Raw genomic sequence first — 16,460 nt, 5'->3', positions numbered from 1 at the left:
CCTTCTTCAGGTGCCTATATCGGCGGTGTCCACCTCTTCCCATTCCGAACAGAGAAGTTAAGCCCGCCAGAGCCAATGGTACTGCAGTAAAATGTGGGAGAGTAGGTCGGTGCCAACTTTTATTCAAAAGCCCTTCAGGAAACTGATAGGGCTTTTTTGTTTTTGGGTTATTGGAATGCATTTTTCCTATCCTTCATACCAGTCATATCGCACCTTATGATGATTGATTTTCTGCCTAGCAGCAGTATTCGCCTAAGTATTATTTACAATAATGGGAAACGAGCAACATCAAAAATACCTCGCACTCATCAAAACGACACTAACGGTTCCAGCCTTGACCTAGGTCTTTATTCCTACACGTAGCAAAAAAAAGACCAGCAGACTTGACGTCGTACTGGTCAAATATTTTGGAATTCTAATTCTCTAGTAATTTCCTATCGATAGCATTACCAGCGTACAAGACCTCTCTGTCTCAATTCCTTTTTCCCTTGCCATTTTTTCCAATTCTGGATTCTCTGTACCGGGATTAAAGATTATTCGTTTTGGCTGCGTGTTTAATATATAATCATAAAGTGGCTTCTGATTCGCTGTACCTACATAAAGGGTTACAGTATCTATATCGTTATGCACAGTTTCCGGTTTTTCAATTGGTACGCCTGCAACTTCTCCTTTTTTCAGACCAACATTAACTATCGGATGCCCATAATTTACAAGCTTATTAGAAGCCAGAAATGCATATCTTCCAGGATCTGGAGTGGCACCCAGCACCAAAGTTTTCTTTGCCATTTTATTTATCCTTTTATCAGTTTCAAAGCTGCTTCTGCACAATTCATGCCATCTATAGCTGCCGATACAATTCCTCCAGCATACCCCGCACCCTCACCACAAGGGAATAGTCCCTTAACCTGCGGATGTTGCATGTTCTCTTTATCCCGGGGAATTCTAACAGGAGAAGATGTTCGCGATTCAACTCCTACTAGTACAGCTTCGTTTGTGTAATAACCTTTCATTTTCTTTCCAAATGCAGGCAGCGCTTTTTTTAGTCTGGAATAAACAATAGATGGCAATACGTCTTTCAAATCAGTACTTTGTGTTCCAGGAAGGTAAGAATTGCCAGGCAAATCAGCAGAAACTCTTCCATCCACAAAATCCACCATACGTTGGGCCGGGGCAACAAGGTTCCCTCCACCGGCAATAAATGCTTTCCTCTCTGTTTCCGCTTGGAAGTCTAGAAGCCTGAATGGATCATCTTCAGAACCTTTAACATCTTCGAGATTAATCTGGACAACTGTACCTGAATTTGCATAAGGGTTGTTTCTTTTGGATGGGGACCACCCGTTAACAACGATCTCATTATAATCAGTAGAGCAAGGTGCTATGATACCTCCAGGACACATACAGAAGGAGAACACTCCTCTATCATCTATTTGTTCAACAAGACTATAATAAGATGGCGGGAGGTAAGGCCCTCTCAAGTCGCAGTGGTACTGTACCTGATCTATTATCGTTTGAGGATGTTCAATCCTCACCCCAAGAGCAAAAGGTTTTGCTTCCATCAGGATACCTTGCCTATTCAACATGTAAAAGATATCCCTTGCCGAGTGACCGGTAGCCAGGATCACAGCTTCCGCTAGAAAGGTTCCACCATCTGCTGTTTTAACTCCTTTTATTGCCGACACATCCTTGATCAGCTCTGTTACTTTTTGATCAAAAAGAACTTCACCTCCTGCATTTAGTATACTCTCTCTAATCGCTGTTATGATTTGAGGGAGCTTGTTCGTACCTATGTGTGGTCTTGCATCAACCATTATATCTTCTGTAGCTCCATGAGCCACTAAAGTTTGCAGTACGTAATTTATATCACCTCTTTTATTAGATCTCGTATACAGCTTTCCGTCTGAGTATGTTCCTGCCCCTCCTTCTCCAAAACAGTAGTTTGACTCTGGATTTATTACGCCTTGCTTATTAATGGCTGCAAGATCCCTTCTTCTTTGTTTTACATCTTTTCCTCTTTCGAGAATAATAGGTTTTAGTCCCAGCTCTATACACTTTATGGCAGCGAATAAACCCGCAGGTCCTGCTCCAACGATAATTACTGGCGTTTTGTCTGCTACGTTGGGATAGTTAACTGAAAAAACTTCAGGTACAGGTTCTTCGTCAATAAACACACTAACCTTAACTCTATAAACAACCTTCCTTCCGCGGGCATCTATAGATCTTTTTAATGCTTTTACTGATTTAATGCGGTTTAAGCTGGTTTTTAAACTTTCTGAAGCTTTCTTAGTTAAGATATATTCATTCGATACTTCTTCAGGTAGAAGTACCAGTTCGAGTTCCTTAATCATGTATTCGCCTGGTTTTTATCCTGGATAGTAACAAAGGTACGGAAATTGATATCTAAGTATTAAATTGAAAAACTTTTAACCATAACAACATTGAAAATGAAAAAAACGCTTTTTAGAATAATTGCTCTTTTCGGAATGCTCTCTCTTTCTTCTTGTGGCTATAATACAATGGTTCAGTTGGATGAACAGGTTCAGGCACAATGGGGGCAAGTTCAAAACGTTTATCAACGAAGAAACGATTTGATTCCCAACTTAGTCAACTCTGTAAAAGGTGCGGCAAAGCAGGAACAGGAAACGCTAACCAGGGTTATTGAAGCAAGAGCTAAGGCAACATCTATTCAAGTAGACCCTGACAAGCTTACACCTGAAAACATTCAAAAATTCCAACAGGCACAAGGTGAGGTGAGCTCTGCTTTAGGCCGATTACTAGTAGTTACAGAGAACTATCCTGATTTGAAGACCAATCAAAATTTCTTGGAGCTACAGGCGCAGTTGGAAGGGTCAGAAAATAGGATAACTGTAGAAAGGCAAAAGTTTAATGAAGTTACGCAGCAATACAATTCGAAGATCAGAACATTCCCAAATAACATTTTCGCTGGTATGTTTGGCTTCGAAAAGAAAGGATACTTCCAGGCAGAAGCTGGTGCTCAAAAAGCTCCTACTGTTCAGTTCTAAACGAATTATACAATAATTATGGCTCTATTTAAAGATAGTGAGGAGGAACGAATCAGGGAAGCAATTGAGACCGCAGAGGCTCTAACTTCGGGGGAAATAAGACTTTGCGTAGAAAAGCATTGTCCTGAACCCACTCTTGATCGGGCAGCTAATTACTTCGCGAAACTAGGGATGGATAAAACCGCTCTTAGAAATGGTGTGCTGATATATATGGCTGTGGAGGATCATAAATTCGCTATTATCGGAGATGCTGGAATTAATAAGGTGGTTCCTGAAGATTTTTGGGATACAACCAAGGAGGCAATGAGAAATCACTTCAAAGCGGGAAACTTGGTTGAAGGAATTCTGGTGGGGATTAAAATGGCCGGAGAAGAACTGAAACACTATTTCCCTACGCAAAGTGGAGACAAGAATGAGCTTCCTAATGATATTTCTTATATGTGATTTGATCTTTCAACAATGATTTTTAAAAAAATAGCCATTCTTACAGCCTTCGTTCTGGTTTTTGCTTCTTCACTAATAGCACAGGACTTTCCGGAGAAACCGAATAGGTTAGTAAATGATTATACCGGAACTCTTACCCCCGATCAGGTTGAGAGTCTGGAACGGAAGCTGGTGGCCTTTGATGATTCAACTTCAACACAGGTTGCTGTAATATTGATGCGCTCTGTTGGGGCATATGATATTAATCAATATACGGCCGAGTTAGGTGAAAAGTGGGGGGTAGGATCAAAGAATAACAATGGGGTGGTTATTCTTGCCGCAATTGGTGATAGAAAAGTATCTATCCAGACTGGTTATGGAGTAGAAGGAGCACTTCCTGACGCCATAACTAAACGGATCATAGAAAATGAGATAAAGCCTAATTTTAGAGCTGGAAACTATTACGCGGGTTTAGATAGAGCAACAGATGCTGTTATTGCGGCAACTAAGGGCGAGTATAAGAACGAGCAGCCAAAAAAACGGCGGAGTAGTGGATCGAGCGGTTTTCCATTTGGAATACTTGTGATAATAATAATCGCAATCCTTATTTCCCGAAGAGGCGGAGGTGGTGGCGGAGGCCAGGTGATCGGAGGCCGGGGTGGTGCCAGTCCATTCTGGTGGCTATTAATGGGCTCACAAATGGGAAGAAGCAGCGGCGGTGGCTGGGGTGGATTTTCAGGAGGTGGCGGAAGCGGCGGCGGAGGTGGCTTTGGCGGCTTCGGTGGCGGAAGCTTCGGCGGCGGAGGCTCAAGTGGAGATTGGTAGCACCTTTATTGCAAATCGATTGTTAATACCTATATTTTACTTAGAAAAGCATGTATAAAAAAGATTTTATAGAGTCAGAGCTCCAGAAACTTTCGCAGGTGCTGGCTCGAATTATTGGATTAAAAAATGACGGGGATGTAGACCAGGCAATGGATTTAGCAAATGAAACCCTGCTTCAAGAATTTGGTTTGAAACGTGAAGAGCTAGAGCAAGATGACCTGGAAAATTTCAAAGAATGGCTTAAGCAGCAGAACTATTCGGCAGAAAAGTTAAATTTGCTAGGATCGATACTTTTCGAAAGCATTTATCCATTCACTGAAACTCCTGAGATACTTAATGTAACGCACAAAGTAGCCCTCGTTTTGAATACTCTTGAGATCGAGTATCATCAACAGTCGTTCGAGAACTTACATCGCAGAGAACAACTGGACAAGTTTTTAAGTAACCTTCAATATGAGTAAGCACCTGCACTGGGAAAAATTATCTTCTAAATATCTTGTAAAGGAAAAATGGGCCACCTTGCGCGTCGACGAATGCAAGATGCCTAATGGTACTATAATCCCTGATTATTATGTTCTTGAATACCCGGATTGGGCTAATGCTCTAGCATTAACCGAGGATAACCAGGTAATCCTGATTAGACAGTACAGACACGCAGCTGGCGAAGTAATACTGGAGCTTCCGGGCGGCTGTATCGACGAAGGTGAAGATCCGAAAGAAGCAGTTAAAAGAGAGCTTCTGGAAGAGACTGGTTATGAGTTCGAATCAGTAGAGCTGGTCTCCACCATTTATGCTAATCCTTCTACCTCATTTAATAAAACCTGGTGTTTCTTGGCAAAAGGAGGTAAGAAAGTTGCAGAACAAAGCCTGGACGGAGCAGAGGAAATTGAAGTTTTTACAGTAAGTCTCGACGAATTGAAGCAATTACTCCTAGAGAATAAGTTCGGCCAGGCCTTACATACAAGTTCCATATTTTATGCTCTAAACAAGCTAGGAGAGTTGAAGCTTAGTTAAATGCCTTATTTATCTAAAGAATAAAATCTTAACCTTGAATATTCATTAAAGGACATTAGTTTTGTTACCATAACGTCTTTAATGAATATTCAGGATTTATATATCTATCCAATAAAATCCCTCGGGGGAATTCGTATAACAGAAGGTAAGGTTCTTCAAAAGGGGTTTGAGCTGGACCGGCGGTTTATGCTAGTTGATGAAGCAGGAAAATTCGTTACCCAGCGGGTGGAACACAAACTCGCACTTCTGCAAACCTCAATTTCAAATCACAGCATTCAGGTAAGAAATAAGCTTACTCACGAATCCTTGGAAGTTCCTTTTTCTAACACCGCACAAGAAATTACAGTAACGGTATGGGATGACGTGATCCAAGCGGTCGAGTTGAGCGAGGAGCTCAATGAGTGGTTTAGCGATTATCTAAGGAAGCCAGTTAAATTAGTTTACCAGCCAGAGATATTTAAACGTCCGGTTGATCAGAAGTATGCAAGAAACGACGAGCAGGTTAGTTTCGCGGATGCATTTCCGTTTTTATTAATTAGTCAGGCTTCATTAGATGATTTAAATGCAAGGTTGGAGACTCCTGTTCCAATGAACCGATTCCGGCCTAATCTCGTGGTGCAAGGCACCGATCCTTACGAAGAAGACTCCTGGACTGAAATTCAAATCGGCAAGGTAAATTTTTTAGTTGCAAAGCCCTGCGCCCGCTGTGTGCTTACTACAGTTGATCAAGAAACGGCAATCAAGGGGAAAGAGCCTCTAGCCACTTTAGCAAAATACAGAACCGTTAATAGTAAGGTGATGTTCGGTCAGAACCTTATAGCTTTAAATGAGGGCACGGTTCAAGTTGGCGATACGGTTAAAGTTATAAGCAGAAAGGTTAATCAGTAATGATATGACGAGCCTGAATGAATTTAGAAATAAAAAAACCAGCTATTGTTCGTAGCTGGTTTTTTTATGTGAAAAATTACATAGAGCCTTAGCTCATCTTTAGTTTTTTCTGAATATCGTGAACGTATCCCTTAAACTTCTTGTCGGTATCAATTAGATCTTCAACGGTCTGGCAGGCATAGATCACGGTTGAATGGTCTCTTCCCCCAAAGAATTGGCCGATAGACTTTAAAGAAGTTTTAGTATGAGCTTTTGCTAAATACATAGAAATCTGACGAACCTGAACGATTTCACGTTTACGCGTTTTAGATTTCACCATCTCAACAGGTACTTCAAAGTATTCGCAAACTAGCTTTTGAATGTAGTCCATCGAAATCTCTTTCGAAGTATTTTTAATAAAGTTCTTCAGCATAGATTTAGCTAACGCCAAATCTATTTCTTTCTTATTCAAGGTAGATTGAGCAAGCAATGAAACCATTGCGCCTTCCAGTTCACGAACATTGTTATCAATGTTGTGAGCCACATATTCAATTACTTCGCCAGGTAATTCAATACCATCAGTGTACATTTTCTTTTTAAGGATGGCCATTCTGGTTTCCAGATCAGGGATCTGTAAGTCGGCAGAAAGTCCCCATTTGAAACGGCTCAACAACCTTTCCTCTAAACCAGCTAAATCTTTTGGCGCTTTATCGGAAGTTAATACTACCTGCTTGCCAGATTGATGAAGGTGATTGAAGATATGGAAGAAAATGTCCTGAGTTTTTTCTTTACCCGCAAAGTTGTGAACATCGTCCATGATAATTACATCCATGGCTTGATAGAAGTTCACAAAGTCGTTGATAGTGTTGTTCTTTAAAGAGTCAACAAATTGCTGGCAGAACTTCTCGCAGGAAACATAAATAACCAGTTTATCAGGATTACTTCTTTTGATTTCATTTCCGATAGCCTGTGCAAGGTGAGTTTTCCCTAAACCAACCCCTCCGTAAAGCATTAACGGATTAAATGAAGTTCCTCCTGGCTTTCCAGCAACTGCATAACCTGCAGAGCGAGCCAACCTGTTACAATCTCCTTCTACAAAATTTTCAAACGAGTAATTGGGATTCAACTGAGGGTCAACCTGCAGCTTCTTTAATCCCGGAATTACGAAAGGATTTTTGATGTCCTTGTTTAGTGCAACAGGTACCGGCATTGATTGATTCTTTGCTTCTGACCCATTGCCGTTTGAAGGCATATTTGTTGTGTAAGGTTTATTTGTTGATGATTTCTCAACAACGATATTGTACTCAAGTCGGCCTTCGTCACCTAACTGCTTCTTAACAGTTTTGCGTAAGAGCCCTACATAGTGCTCTTCCAGCCACTCATAAAAGAACAAACTTGGCACCTGTATGGTCAAGACATTTCCTTCCAAACGCAAAGCCTTGATTGGTTCGAACCAAGTCTTGTAGCTTTGCGGTGGAATATTGTCTTTTATGATTTGAAGGCAATTTTCCCATACACCTGTACAAGTTTTTTCCATGTTTTATTTATAATAATCTGATTTACAACTAACCAAAAAATACCCGGAAGGCACAATTCTGAACCCCGAATATTCGAAAAAAAATCTGCTATTTAAACTAATTTTTCAAATAAGTAGTAACTGGTTCAACAGCAGAAGTATACCCCTTTTTAGCTCCTGTATTCCTTTCTAACACGAAATCCAGCCGCCCCAGATTCAAGCCGGCAAAGCCAACTTGATTGATTATCACACTTTTTGAACTTAGATTTTTGACTGCATCAGGCATATCAAGAAACGTATGCGTATGCCCTCCAATGATAAGGTCAAGATACCGTGTATTTTTCGCAATTACAATATCAGAAACCTTGTCGTTCTGATATTTGTAACCTAAGTGAGACAGGCAAATTACAAGATTGCATTTCTCCTCCTCCTTGAGGTAAGTCTCCCAGTACTGAGCTTTTTTTATTGGATCCAGATACCTGGTATTACCATATTGTTGTTTATTTACCAGGCCCTCTAAGTCTATTCCTAATCCGAATACGCCTATTTTAATCCCGTCTTTTACATAAACAGCAAACTCCTGTGTTTTACCTGCCAATATAGTGTCAGAGAAATCATAATTAGATGTAATAATAGGAAACTTCGCATGTTTGATCTGTTTCTCAAACCCTTCAAGCCCATTATCAAAATCATGATTACCCATAGTCCCGGCATCATAACCCAAAAGGCTCATCAGCTTTAATTCGAGCTCTCCGCCAAAGAAATTGAAATAAGGTGTTCCCTGAAACACATCTCCTGCATCAAACAACATCACGTTCTTTTCTTCACCTCTAATTTTTTTTATCAAAGTCGCTCTTGGGGCAATTCCTCCACGGCCTGGATAATTTTTATCATCCATAGGAAAAGGATCAATGCGACTGTGAACATCGTTTGTATGAAGAATGGTAATCTTTACAAAATCATCTTTCGCAAAGAGACTTTCAGAATGAAGCCCAAGCGTAAGCATAGCAGAACCTGTAAGGGTATTTTTAATGAAGGATCTTCTATTCATCGCCTTGCTGTTTTCCGCCTTTAATTCTTCCTTCAACTTTTGGATTTATTCTTCTCCCAGATTTTGTTTCTACACTGATGTAATCTAAAAGAGCGTCTCTAACTTTCACAGGATATTCTTTCCGGTCTTTGGCCTGCAGGTACACGGAGGCTCCATCGCCTCCATTAGCTACGTAATCACCAGTAAGAATGGTATATACTGAAGCTGGATTTAAAGGTTTGTCATTTAATAATATATTTTCTGCTTTGCCATTAACAATTACAAATGATGCTCCCAATATCGGATCTCCACCTTGTGCAGCTATATGGTCAAAGAGATCTTTCATCTGTTGCCCATTCATTTTCACAGTTACTAGAAGATTTTCAAATGGCATTAGTTCAAAAACCTTGAATCTTTTGATTTCCCCTTTCGGAATTGGAACACGAAGGCTTTTATAATTATTATGAACCATGTCAAATGGTATGTTCCTTTGCTTTGCTACGAACGCCATTGCATCAACCATCAGATTATTTAAAGCCCCTTCGGGTCTTGCCGCTGTTATGTCATTTTCCGCAATTCCGATCACAACATTCATCTGAGAGTCGATTTGCTTTTTGTAGGGCTTGTAAAATGCCAGTATGGAAGAATCTTGAGGAAGAGAAGATATTATTGAATAATTCTTGTTGTCCGTCATCTTAACGTGCAGCTTTTTCGTGCAGCTTACGAAAGCAGCCAGGAACAGGCTTAAGCAGAAAAGATGAGTTTTACTGGAACGGTACATCTCTTCAATTAAAAAATTTCCTGAATATCTGCTTTTATGAGGGCTAAAGCAGCATCGTAAGGATTATCCTCAATCGATGCCATATGTGTTAGTACTAATTTGCTTAGTTCGAGAGAAGGAGCTTCAGGGTCTAAGGTTTTCGCACTTTGATTGATCAGATTAATAGTGTCGTCTTTCAATCGTCGAACCATCACCCAAGCTTGTACGCTCAAGTAGACCTGTTGAGTAACATTGTGCTGAAACTCATTCTGAATTTCGGTAGTTAGCATTTGCTGCATTTGAACAACAGTTAAACCAGGTGTATGTGTGCGAACCAATAAACTGGAAGGATTAATTCGTTCAATAAATAGAACTATACGTTCATGAGCCTGTAATCTTAAAGGTAAAGTTGTTCCCTGAGCTGACTTTCTCAAGTCGAGGATCTTCATTTGTCTATTAATCTCAAATTCACTTTTAAGAACATTATACGCGATGAAAAATATAGCCGACCCGGCTATAATAAACTTTAAGATATCTAGCAAAAATGGTACTAATGAGATCATAATGAGAATTTGTTAACTAAAGGTCATATACAACCGACCCCTGTAAAAGTCTGCAATTTACCGTATATTTGTACTAAACAAAGAAACATCCATGTCGATTATTCGGCTAAAGAATAAAACTCGGACTGACAAGATTGTTTCAATAAAGTAACAGACAAAACATTCAATGGGAAATAGTATGGAGACTGCAACTTCACTTATACCTGTTTCTTTTACTGAAGGAGCGAAAAAAGAATTGCGTAAATTGAAAGATCAGCAAGAACTTGGAGATGAGTTTGGACTGCGGGTAGGTGTAGAAGGTGGAGGTTGTGCCGGAATGAATTATATTCTTGGCTTTGATCAAATCAAAGATGGTGATCAGATCTTTGATGTAGATGGTATAAAGATCTATATGCACAAAGCTCATGGTTTGTACCTGGCAGGTATGGAAATTGATTTTCAGGACGGACTTAATTCAAGAGGATTTACTTTTAATAATCCAAATGCTTCAAAAACCTGCGGTTGCGGGACTTCTTTCTCAGTATAGCTTGGAAGGTATTAATAGCACAGACCCGGAATTTGAAACAAGTTCCGGGTTTTTTTATTTAAATCTATCAATATCTTAATTGTGTAAGTTGATAGTCAGACGAAAAACCAGAGAGATAAGAAAGAAGTACGTTCAAAGGAAACTTGTATTTCGGTTGCGAAGATTTGCAATAGTGCTTATTGTTTTGGCTGGCGTTATCAGTTATGATATTTTCATACCCGTTATAAACCCTCTTTTAGTTTTGCTGGGACTCTTCCTAGGATTCGGCATTGGATCATTCACAGGGCGCTATTCCAATGTTCATTGGCACAATGAAACCGGTAAGGTAATTGCCAAGCTGGATAGGGCTGGAATAATTGTACTTATTCTCTCAATTGGATTTTCGCTTTCACGACGTTGGATTTTCGGACATTGGATTCACGGGGCAGCCTTACCTGCTTTTTCTGCAAGCGTAGCTGCAGGTGTTTTAACAGGGAGGCTACTTGCTATTAGGAAGCAGGTGAGGGAAATATTAAGAGACAAAGGTCTTTTGCCTCCTAAATAAGTTCGTTCTGAAGCTGATAGTCGGTAAGAAGCTTGTGAACATAAGGCGTGGTAAGCGATTGATATAGCCCATCAGCGTGTTTAGAACGATGCAGATCGCTTCCAATAAAGTCAATCAGGTAATTTTCCGCTAAGCTCTCGGCAATCTTCTGCGCAGGCTTCCCATAATAACCGGCCAGAGAAAGGATATTCAACTGCAGGTAACAGCCACTTTCTTTGATCTGCTGATAGTTCTCTATTTCCCCCCCTAAGTATGGGTAACGTTCCGGATGAGCCAAAATAGGGGTATAACCTTTATCCTGGATCTTTTCAATTACTTCAAATAAGTTTTTGGGATAGTTAACGAAGGATAGTTCGAATAGAACATATTTTCCACCCAAAGTCAGAATATCCCCTTTCTCCAGTTTATTTTCAAAGGTTTCGTCCAGATAATACTCTGCTGCAGCGTCAAACTCTACAGCGATATTTCTTTGATGTAGCTCCTCTCTCACAGCATCTAGTCCACGCAAAATTATGTCCGACGTATTACGGTAATAGTCAGCCATTATATGAGGAGTAGTCACAATCTTTTTAAAGCCAAAATCCATCATCCTCTGGATAAGGATGATGGATTCGTCCATAGTAGCAGCACCGTCATCAATACCTGGTATCAGGTGTGAATGGATATCTGTTTTTATGGATGAAAAATCTATTTCAGGTTTCTTCTCTTTCTTTTTAAATAAATTGAACAGCATTAGCGATTAACGTATTGTTCTTCGTAATAAGCCTGATAATGTCCGGAAGTAACGTCATTGAGCCACTCTTCATTCTCTAAGAACCAGTCCACTGTTTTCTCTAACCCTTCTTCAAATTGAAGACTAGGAACCCATCCTAGTTCTCTCTGAAGTTTAGTTGAGTCAATGGCGTAACGTAAATCATGGCCAGCCCTGTCGGTTACAAAAGTGATCAGTTGCTCAGAAGTTCCAGATTCTCTTCCAAGTTTCTTGTCCATAATCTTACATAACAAGCGAATTAGATCGATGTTTTTCCACTCATTGTGTCCACCGATGTTATACGTAGTACCAGAAGCAGCTTTATGGAAAATAACATCAATTGCTCTTGCATGATCTTCAACCCATAACCAGTCGCGGATATTCTCTCCCTTGCCGTATACTGGTACTGGTTTGGAGTGTTTAATATTGTTGATTGCTAAAGGAATTAATTTCTCCGGGAAGTGGTGTGATCCGTAGTTGTTAGAACAATTAGAAATTACCACATCCATCCCATAAGTATCATAATAGGCACGAACGAAATGGTCTGAGCTAGCCTTTGATGCAGAGTATGGGCTATGTGGATCGTAAGCTGTTTCCTCGGTAAACATGCCATCTTCTCCAAGGGTTCCATATACCTCATCTGTAGATACGTGATAAAAACGCTTGGATGTATAATCGCCTTTCCAGCTTTTACGCGCGGCATTTAGTAGATTTACCGTTCCTACCACGTTTGTCATTACGAAATCAATAGGACTTGCGATCGAACGGTCTACATGAGATTCGGCAGCTAAATGAATTACCGCGTCAAAATTTTCCTTATCAAATAGATTATCAATAAAGTCAGCATCTACAATATCTCCTTTTACAAATTGATAGTTAGGTTTGCTTTCTACGTCCTTTAAGTTGGCCAGGTTACCTGCATATGTTAACTTATCAAGATTAACTATTTGATAATCAGGATAAGTGTTAACAAAGCGTCTTACAACGTGTGAGCCAATAAAGCCGGCTCCGCCTGTAATAAGTATTTTCTTCATGTTTGAAATATGAGATTTGAGTTGAGAAGCGAAGGTTAAAAATAACAAACATCTCTCAATCTCAAATCCTGATTTGATTAATCTAAAAAATTTTGAAGCAAGAAGGAGCAATGGAGTTGCTCTCCACAGCCTTTTTAGCTAAAAGGATGATCTTTAATATATTGTTCCCAAGCCCAGGCAGATCTCATCATATCTTCCAGGCCTAGTTCTGCTTTCCAGTTTAGCTCAGTTTCCGCTTTGCTTACATCACCCCATACTTGCTCAACATCCCCAGGGCGACGAGGACCAATCTTATAGTCAAGTTTTACTCCGGTGCTTTCTTCGAAGGCTTTAATAACTTCGAGCACTGAACTTCCTTTACCTGTACCGACGTTAAATATTTCAAAATTACCAGACATCTTATTTTCTTCCTGGCGTTTTAATGCAGCGATATGGGCTTTCGCTAAGTCAACTACATGAATATAGTCGCGGATACAACTTCCATCAGGAGTGTTGTAATCACTTCCGAAAACAGTAATCGGACCTCTTTTGCCAATAGCACTTTGAGTGATAAATGGAACCAGGTTTTGAGGAACACCAATTGGAAGTTCTCCGATCAAAGCAGAATCATGTGCGCCAACCGGATTAAAATATCTTAAGGAAATGATATGGTAGTTAGGATTAACAGAAGCAGCCTCTGCCAGAATTTCTTCTGCAATTTGTTTGGTGTTACCGTAAGGAGATTCTGCTTTTTTAACCGGGGCTTCTTCTGTTACTGGTAATTTATCTGGCTGACCGTAAACTGTACACGAAGATGAGAATACGAAATTAACATCTTTACCAGTGTAAGCGGTTAACAAGTTAATTAGCGAGAAGAAGTTGTTCCTGTAATATTTAAGCGGCTTTGCTACCGATTCACCAACAGCTTTATGAGCTGCGAAGTGAATTACACCAGTAATATCCGGATTGTTTTCGATAAGCTCTACCACCTTAGCTTCATCACAGAGATCAAGGTTGTAGAACTGAGGTTTCTTTCCCGTGATCTTAGTGATCTGATCAAGGATTTCGATACTTGAATTATCAAGATTATCTACAATTACAACTTCATAACCTGCATTTTGAAGTTCAACAACAGTATGCGAACCTATATAACCCGTTCCTCCTGTTACTAAGATTTTACTCATATTATGTTTAAGTTTATTCAATGGTATATAAAGCATAAAAGCGGCTACCAGAAGGTAGCCGCTTATTCTTTATTTGTTATAGGTTGAAAAGTCTTTATGTTCAACCTTTTCAAGCAAATCGGTTGGTAAAGATTTGAAGTACTCGTAAGTGATCTTTAAACCTTCAGACCTTGATACCTTTGGTTCCCAGCCCAGAAGCTGTTTCGCTTTTGTGATATCCGGACGTCTCTGTTTTGGATCATCAGTAGGAAGCGGTTTTGTGATCAATTTTTGAGAAGTTCCGGTTAATTTAATGATCTCTTCACCAAACTCCCGAATGGTAATTTCATCAGGATTTCCAATGTTTACCGGATAGGCATAATCAGAGAATAATAACCTGTATATACCTTCGATCAAATCGTCCACATAACAAAATGCGCGGGTTTGAGATCCATCGCCAAATACTGTTAAATCTTCACCCCTGATGGCTTGGCCGATAAATGCTGGCAACACTCTTCCATCATTCAAACGCATTCTTGGTCCGTAAGTGTTAAAGATACGTACAATACGAGTTTCAACACCGTGGAATGTATGGTAAGCCATAGTAATAGCTTCCTGGAAACGCTTCGCTTCGTCATAAACTCCGCGAGGACCAACAGGATTTACATTTCCCCAATACTCTTCAGGTTGTGGGTTTACGTTTGGATCACCATAAACCTCTGAAGTAGATGCAATAAGGATCCTTGCTTTTTTATCTTTAGCTAAACCTAGCAAGTTGTGAATACCCAATGATCCAACTTTCAATGTCTGAATTGGAATCTTTAAGTAATCGATAGGACTTGCAGGTGAAGCGAAGTGTAAAATATAGTCAAGCTGACCAGGAACGTGAACAAACTTAGAAACATCGTGATGTTGAAACTCGAAGTTTTCTAAAGGAAAAAGATGTTCAATGTTTCTTAAGTCACCGGTAATAAGATTATCCATTGCAATAACGTGAAAATCTTCTTTTATAAACCGGTCGCACAGGTGCGAGCCCAGAAATCCGGCAGCGCCGGTAATAAGTATACGTTTTCTTGACATTATGCTTCCTTCTTATTTTACTTCTGAAACTGGTGCAAGATCGTCTGTGGCTAACGCTTCTACTACTTTACGGCCAATGCTGTTGTAGTAGTATCCACAATCAATCATTTTCTGGATATCGTATAAGTTACGACCATCGAAAATAACTTTAGCTTTCAATGAAGCTTCAATCTTGTCGAAATCAGGAGTACGGAACAAAGGCCATTCTGTAACGATGATTAATGCATCGGCACCTTCAAGCGCTTCGTATGGATCATGTGCATAACTGATAACGTCGCCTTTTAGTTTTTTAACGTTCTCCATTGCTTCCGGATCGTATGCAACGATCTCTGCACCTTCTTTTACTAATTCATCAATGATGTATAAAGCTGGTGCTTCACGGATATCGTCTGTTTCAGGTTTGAAAGCAAGGCCCCACATTGCAAACTTTTTGCCGGCAAGGTCTCCCTTGTAGTATTTACGCATTTTCTCTACGATTACAGTCTTTTGAGTTTCATTAACTGTAATTACAGATTTTAATATGCTGAAATCATATTGCGCTTCTTCTGCAGATTTAACCAAAGCCTGAACGTCTTTAGGGAAACAACTACCTCCGTAACCTACGCCAGGGAATAAGAATCTTTTACCGATACGGGCATCAGAACCAATTCCGCGACGAACCTGATCAACATCAGCTCCAACAAGTTCGCAAAGATTTGCAACCTCGTTCATGAAAGTGATCTTTGTTGCAAGGAAAGAGTTAGCGGCATATTTAGTTAGCTCAGAAGAACGCTCATCCATAAAATAGATTGGGTTTCCTGAACGAACGTAAGGAGCGTAAAGCTCTTCCATTAGTTTTTTAGCTTTTTCGCTGCTTGTTCCAACTACCACACGGTCTGGTTTCATGAAGTCTTCAACAGCAACACCTTCGCGTAAGAATTCAGGGTTTGAAACAACATCAACTTCAACAGAAGTATTTGCAGAGAATACAGCTTTAACTTTATCAGCTGTACCAACAGGAACAGTTGATTTAGTAACCACTACTTTGTAAGTAGTAATAAGTTTAGCGATATCTTTTGCCGCACCAAGTACGAAGCTTAAGTCAGCAGAACCATCACCTCCCGGAGGAGTTGGTAATGCTAAAAAGATGATTTTAGCTTCTTGAATGGCTTCAGCAAGATCTGTAGTAAACTTTAACCTGCCTTGTTCGATATTTCGGTGAAATAAAATGTCCAGACCAGGTTCGTAAATAGGAATCTGACCCTGTTTCATTTTTTCAACCTTTTCCTGATTGATGTCAACACAGGTAACCGTGTTACCGGTTTCTGCCAGGCACGTTCCGGTCACTAGACCTACATAGCCTGTTCCAACTACTGCAATTTTCAT

The 16,460-nt window shown here is 40.0% G+C and carries 19 protein-coding genes and 1 rRNA gene; 9 read left to right on the top strand and 11 right to left on the bottom strand.

Features of this window, described 5'->3' with window-relative positions:
* The first annotated feature begins 6 nt into the window (after positions 1-6).
* Positions 7-118: ribosomal RNA gene (gene rrf / locus J4N25_RS25340) — 5S ribosomal RNA — on the top strand.
* A 305-nt stretch (positions 119-423) separates the two neighbouring features.
* On the opposite strand, the gene J4N25_RS25335 is transcribed toward rrf, so the two are convergent.
* Together J4N25_RS25335 and J4N25_RS25330 are read right to left on the bottom strand one after the other, a co-directional pair.
* The gene (locus J4N25_RS25335; RefSeq protein WP_207424690.1) at positions 424-786 is read right to left on the bottom strand and encodes a CoA-binding protein; all 363 of its coding nucleotides are present in this window, start codon (positions 784-786) and stop codon (positions 424-426) included.
* A 5-nt stretch (positions 787-791) separates the two neighbouring features.
* Positions 792-2,345 carry an NAD(P)/FAD-dependent oxidoreductase gene (locus tag J4N25_RS25330; protein ID WP_207424689.1) on the bottom strand — a complete coding sequence of 518 codons (1,554 nt, stop codon included), beginning with the start codon at positions 2,343-2,345 and terminating at the stop codon, positions 792-794.
* Between the two features lie 96 nt (positions 2,346-2,441).
* Between J4N25_RS25330 and J4N25_RS25325 the strand changes: the two genes are divergently transcribed.
* The 6 genes from J4N25_RS25325 (at position 2,442) to J4N25_RS25300 (ending at position 6,170) form a co-directional block, all read left to right on the top strand.
* Entirely contained in the window at positions 2,442-3,020 is a 579-nt protein-coding gene (locus J4N25_RS25325; RefSeq protein ID WP_207424688.1) for a LemA family protein, read from the top strand.
* A gap of 18 nt (positions 3,021-3,038) precedes the next feature.
* On the top strand, positions 3,039-3,464 hold the full coding sequence (locus J4N25_RS25320; RefSeq protein WP_207424687.1) for a TPM domain-containing protein: 426 nt from the start codon (positions 3,039-3,041) through the stop codon (positions 3,462-3,464).
* Between the two features lie 15 nt (positions 3,465-3,479).
* Positions 3,480-4,268: a TPM domain-containing protein gene (locus J4N25_RS25315; protein WP_207424686.1), complete on the top strand. Its 789-nt coding sequence runs from the start codon at positions 3,480-3,482 to the stop codon at positions 4,266-4,268.
* A 50-nt stretch (positions 4,269-4,318) separates the two neighbouring features.
* Positions 4,319-4,729, top strand: coding sequence for a hypothetical protein (locus J4N25_RS25310; protein WP_207424685.1), 411 nt, complete (start codon positions 4,319-4,321; stop codon positions 4,727-4,729).
* Positions 4,722-5,282, top strand: coding sequence for an NUDIX hydrolase (locus J4N25_RS25305; protein WP_207424684.1), 561 nt, complete (start codon positions 4,722-4,724; stop codon positions 5,280-5,282). Before J4N25_RS25310 ends, J4N25_RS25305 begins: the two co-directional genes overlap by 8 nt.
* An 81-nt stretch (positions 5,283-5,363) precedes the next feature.
* Entirely contained in the window at positions 5,364-6,170 is an 807-nt protein-coding gene (locus J4N25_RS25300; RefSeq protein ID WP_207424683.1) for an MOSC domain-containing protein, read from the top strand.
* A gap of 88 nt (positions 6,171-6,258) precedes the next feature.
* Here J4N25_RS25300 and dnaA read toward each other — a convergent pair whose 3' ends face one another.
* From dnaA to J4N25_RS25280, 4 genes are all read right to left on the bottom strand, one after another.
* Positions 6,259-7,686 carry a chromosomal replication initiator protein DnaA gene (gene dnaA, locus J4N25_RS25295; RefSeq protein ID WP_207424682.1) on the bottom strand — a complete coding sequence of 476 codons (1,428 nt, stop codon included), beginning with the start codon at positions 7,684-7,686 and terminating at the stop codon, positions 6,259-6,261.
* A 97-nt stretch (positions 7,687-7,783) separates the two neighbouring features.
* Complete coding sequence (locus J4N25_RS25290; RefSeq protein ID WP_207424681.1) at positions 7,784-8,716, bottom strand: bifunctional metallophosphatase/5'-nucleotidase; 933 nt, start codon at positions 8,714-8,716, stop codon at positions 7,784-7,786.
* Positions 8,709-9,290 (bottom strand): 5'-nucleotidase C-terminal domain-containing protein, encoded by a 582-nt coding sequence (locus J4N25_RS25285; protein WP_207424680.1) that lies wholly within the window; start codon positions 9,288-9,290, stop codon positions 8,709-8,711. Before J4N25_RS25285 ends, J4N25_RS25290 begins: the two co-directional genes overlap by 8 nt.
* A gap of 194 nt (positions 9,291-9,484) precedes the next feature.
* Positions 9,485-10,018, bottom strand: a complete 534-nt coding sequence (locus J4N25_RS25280) for a DUF7935 family protein (protein WP_207424679.1) — start codon at positions 10,016-10,018, stop codon at positions 9,485-9,487.
* A 166-nt stretch (positions 10,019-10,184) separates the two neighbouring features.
* On the opposite strand from J4N25_RS25280, the gene J4N25_RS25275 reads away from it, so the two are divergent.
* A complete protein-coding gene (locus J4N25_RS25275) occupies positions 10,185-10,544 on the top strand; it encodes a HesB/IscA family protein (RefSeq protein ID WP_207424678.1) in 360 nt (119 codons plus the stop codon).
* Positions 10,545-10,632: 88 nt separating this feature from the next.
* The gene (locus J4N25_RS25270) at positions 10,633-11,088 is read left to right on the top strand and encodes a hypothetical protein (protein WP_207424677.1); all 456 of its coding nucleotides are present in this window, start codon (positions 10,633-10,635) and stop codon (positions 11,086-11,088) included.
* On the opposite strand, the gene J4N25_RS25265 is transcribed toward J4N25_RS25270, so the two are convergent.
* The 5 genes from J4N25_RS25265 to J4N25_RS25245 all read right to left on the bottom strand — a co-directional run bounded on the left by J4N25_RS25265 (position 11,081) and on the right by J4N25_RS25245 (position 16,460).
* Positions 11,081-11,821: a tyrosine-protein phosphatase gene (locus tag J4N25_RS25265; RefSeq protein WP_242696029.1), complete on the bottom strand. Its 741-nt coding sequence runs from the start codon at positions 11,819-11,821 to the stop codon at positions 11,081-11,083. The genes J4N25_RS25270 and J4N25_RS25265 overlap by 8 nt on opposite strands.
* A complete protein-coding gene (gene rfbB / locus J4N25_RS25260; protein ID WP_207424676.1) occupies positions 11,821-12,873 on the bottom strand; it encodes a dTDP-glucose 4,6-dehydratase in 1,053 nt (350 codons plus the stop codon). The genes J4N25_RS25265 and rfbB overlap by 1 nt, the downstream gene beginning before the upstream one ends.
* A gap of 134 nt (positions 12,874-13,007) precedes the next feature.
* Positions 13,008-14,036, bottom strand: a complete 1,029-nt coding sequence (gene galE / locus J4N25_RS25255) for a UDP-glucose 4-epimerase GalE (RefSeq protein ID WP_207424675.1) — start codon at positions 14,034-14,036, stop codon at positions 13,008-13,010.
* A 69-nt stretch (positions 14,037-14,105) separates the two neighbouring features.
* Positions 14,106-15,095, bottom strand: coding sequence for a UDP-glucuronic acid decarboxylase family protein (locus J4N25_RS25250; protein WP_207424674.1), 990 nt, complete (start codon positions 15,093-15,095; stop codon positions 14,106-14,108).
* A 12-nt stretch (positions 15,096-15,107) separates the two neighbouring features.
* A complete protein-coding gene (locus tag J4N25_RS25245) occupies positions 15,108-16,460 on the bottom strand; it encodes a UDP-glucose dehydrogenase family protein (RefSeq protein ID WP_207424673.1) in 1,353 nt (450 codons plus the stop codon).

It is taken from the genome of Desertivirga brevis, from assembly GCF_017355835.1.
This window is presented reverse-complemented; position numbering and strand designations above follow the sequence as displayed.

Excerpts from the sequence above, each read along its gene's own strand:
- J4N25_RS25335 (WP_207424690.1), bottom strand. The coding sequence starts at position 786 with ATGGCAAAGAAAACTTTGGTGCTGGGTGCCACTCCAGATCCTGGAAGA.
- J4N25_RS25330 (WP_207424689.1), bottom strand. The coding sequence starts at position 2,345 with ATGATTAAGGAACTCGAACTGGTACTTCTACCTGAAGAAGTATCGAAT.
- J4N25_RS25325 (WP_207424688.1), top strand. The coding sequence starts at position 2,442 with ATGAAAAAAACGCTTTTTAGAATAATTGCTCTTTTCGGAATGCTCTCT.
- J4N25_RS25320 (WP_207424687.1), top strand. The coding sequence starts at position 3,039 with ATGGCTCTATTTAAAGATAGTGAGGAGGAACGAATCAGGGAAGCAATT.
- J4N25_RS25315 (WP_207424686.1), top strand. The coding sequence starts at position 3,480 with ATGATTTTTAAAAAAATAGCCATTCTTACAGCCTTCGTTCTGGTTTTT.
- J4N25_RS25310 (WP_207424685.1), top strand. The coding sequence starts at position 4,319 with ATGTATAAAAAAGATTTTATAGAGTCAGAGCTCCAGAAACTTTCGCAG.
- J4N25_RS25305 (WP_207424684.1), top strand. The coding sequence starts at position 4,722 with ATGAGTAAGCACCTGCACTGGGAAAAATTATCTTCTAAATATCTTGTA.
- J4N25_RS25300 (WP_207424683.1), top strand. The coding sequence starts at position 5,364 with ATGAATATTCAGGATTTATATATCTATCCAATAAAATCCCTCGGGGGA.
- dnaA (WP_207424682.1), bottom strand. The coding sequence starts at position 7,686 with ATGGAAAAAACTTGTACAGGTGTATGGGAAAATTGCCTTCAAATCATA.
- J4N25_RS25290 (WP_207424681.1), bottom strand. The coding sequence starts at position 8,716 with ATGAATAGAAGATCCTTCATTAAAAATACCCTTACAGGTTCTGCTATG.
- J4N25_RS25285 (WP_207424680.1), bottom strand. The coding sequence starts at position 9,290 with ATGAATGTTGTGATCGGAATTGCGGAAAATGACATAACAGCGGCAAGA.
- J4N25_RS25280 (WP_207424679.1), bottom strand. The coding sequence starts at position 10,018 with ATGATCTCATTAGTACCATTTTTGCTAGATATCTTAAAGTTTATTATA.
- J4N25_RS25275 (WP_207424678.1), top strand. The coding sequence starts at position 10,185 with ATGGGAAATAGTATGGAGACTGCAACTTCACTTATACCTGTTTCTTTT.
- J4N25_RS25265 (WP_242696029.1), bottom strand. The coding sequence starts at position 11,821 with ATGCTGTTCAATTTATTTAAAAAGAAAGAGAAGAAACCTGAAATAGAT.
- rfbB (WP_207424676.1), bottom strand. The coding sequence starts at position 12,873 with ATGAAGAAAATACTTATTACAGGCGGAGCCGGCTTTATTGGCTCACAC.
- galE (WP_207424675.1), bottom strand. The coding sequence starts at position 14,036 with ATGAGTAAAATCTTAGTAACAGGAGGAACGGGTTATATAGGTTCGCAT.
- J4N25_RS25250 (WP_207424674.1), bottom strand. The coding sequence starts at position 15,095 with ATGTCAAGAAAACGTATACTTATTACCGGCGCTGCCGGATTTCTGGGC.
- J4N25_RS25245 (WP_207424673.1), bottom strand. The coding sequence starts at position 16,460 with ATGAAAATTGCAGTAGTTGGAACAGGCTATGTAGGTCTAGTGACCGGA.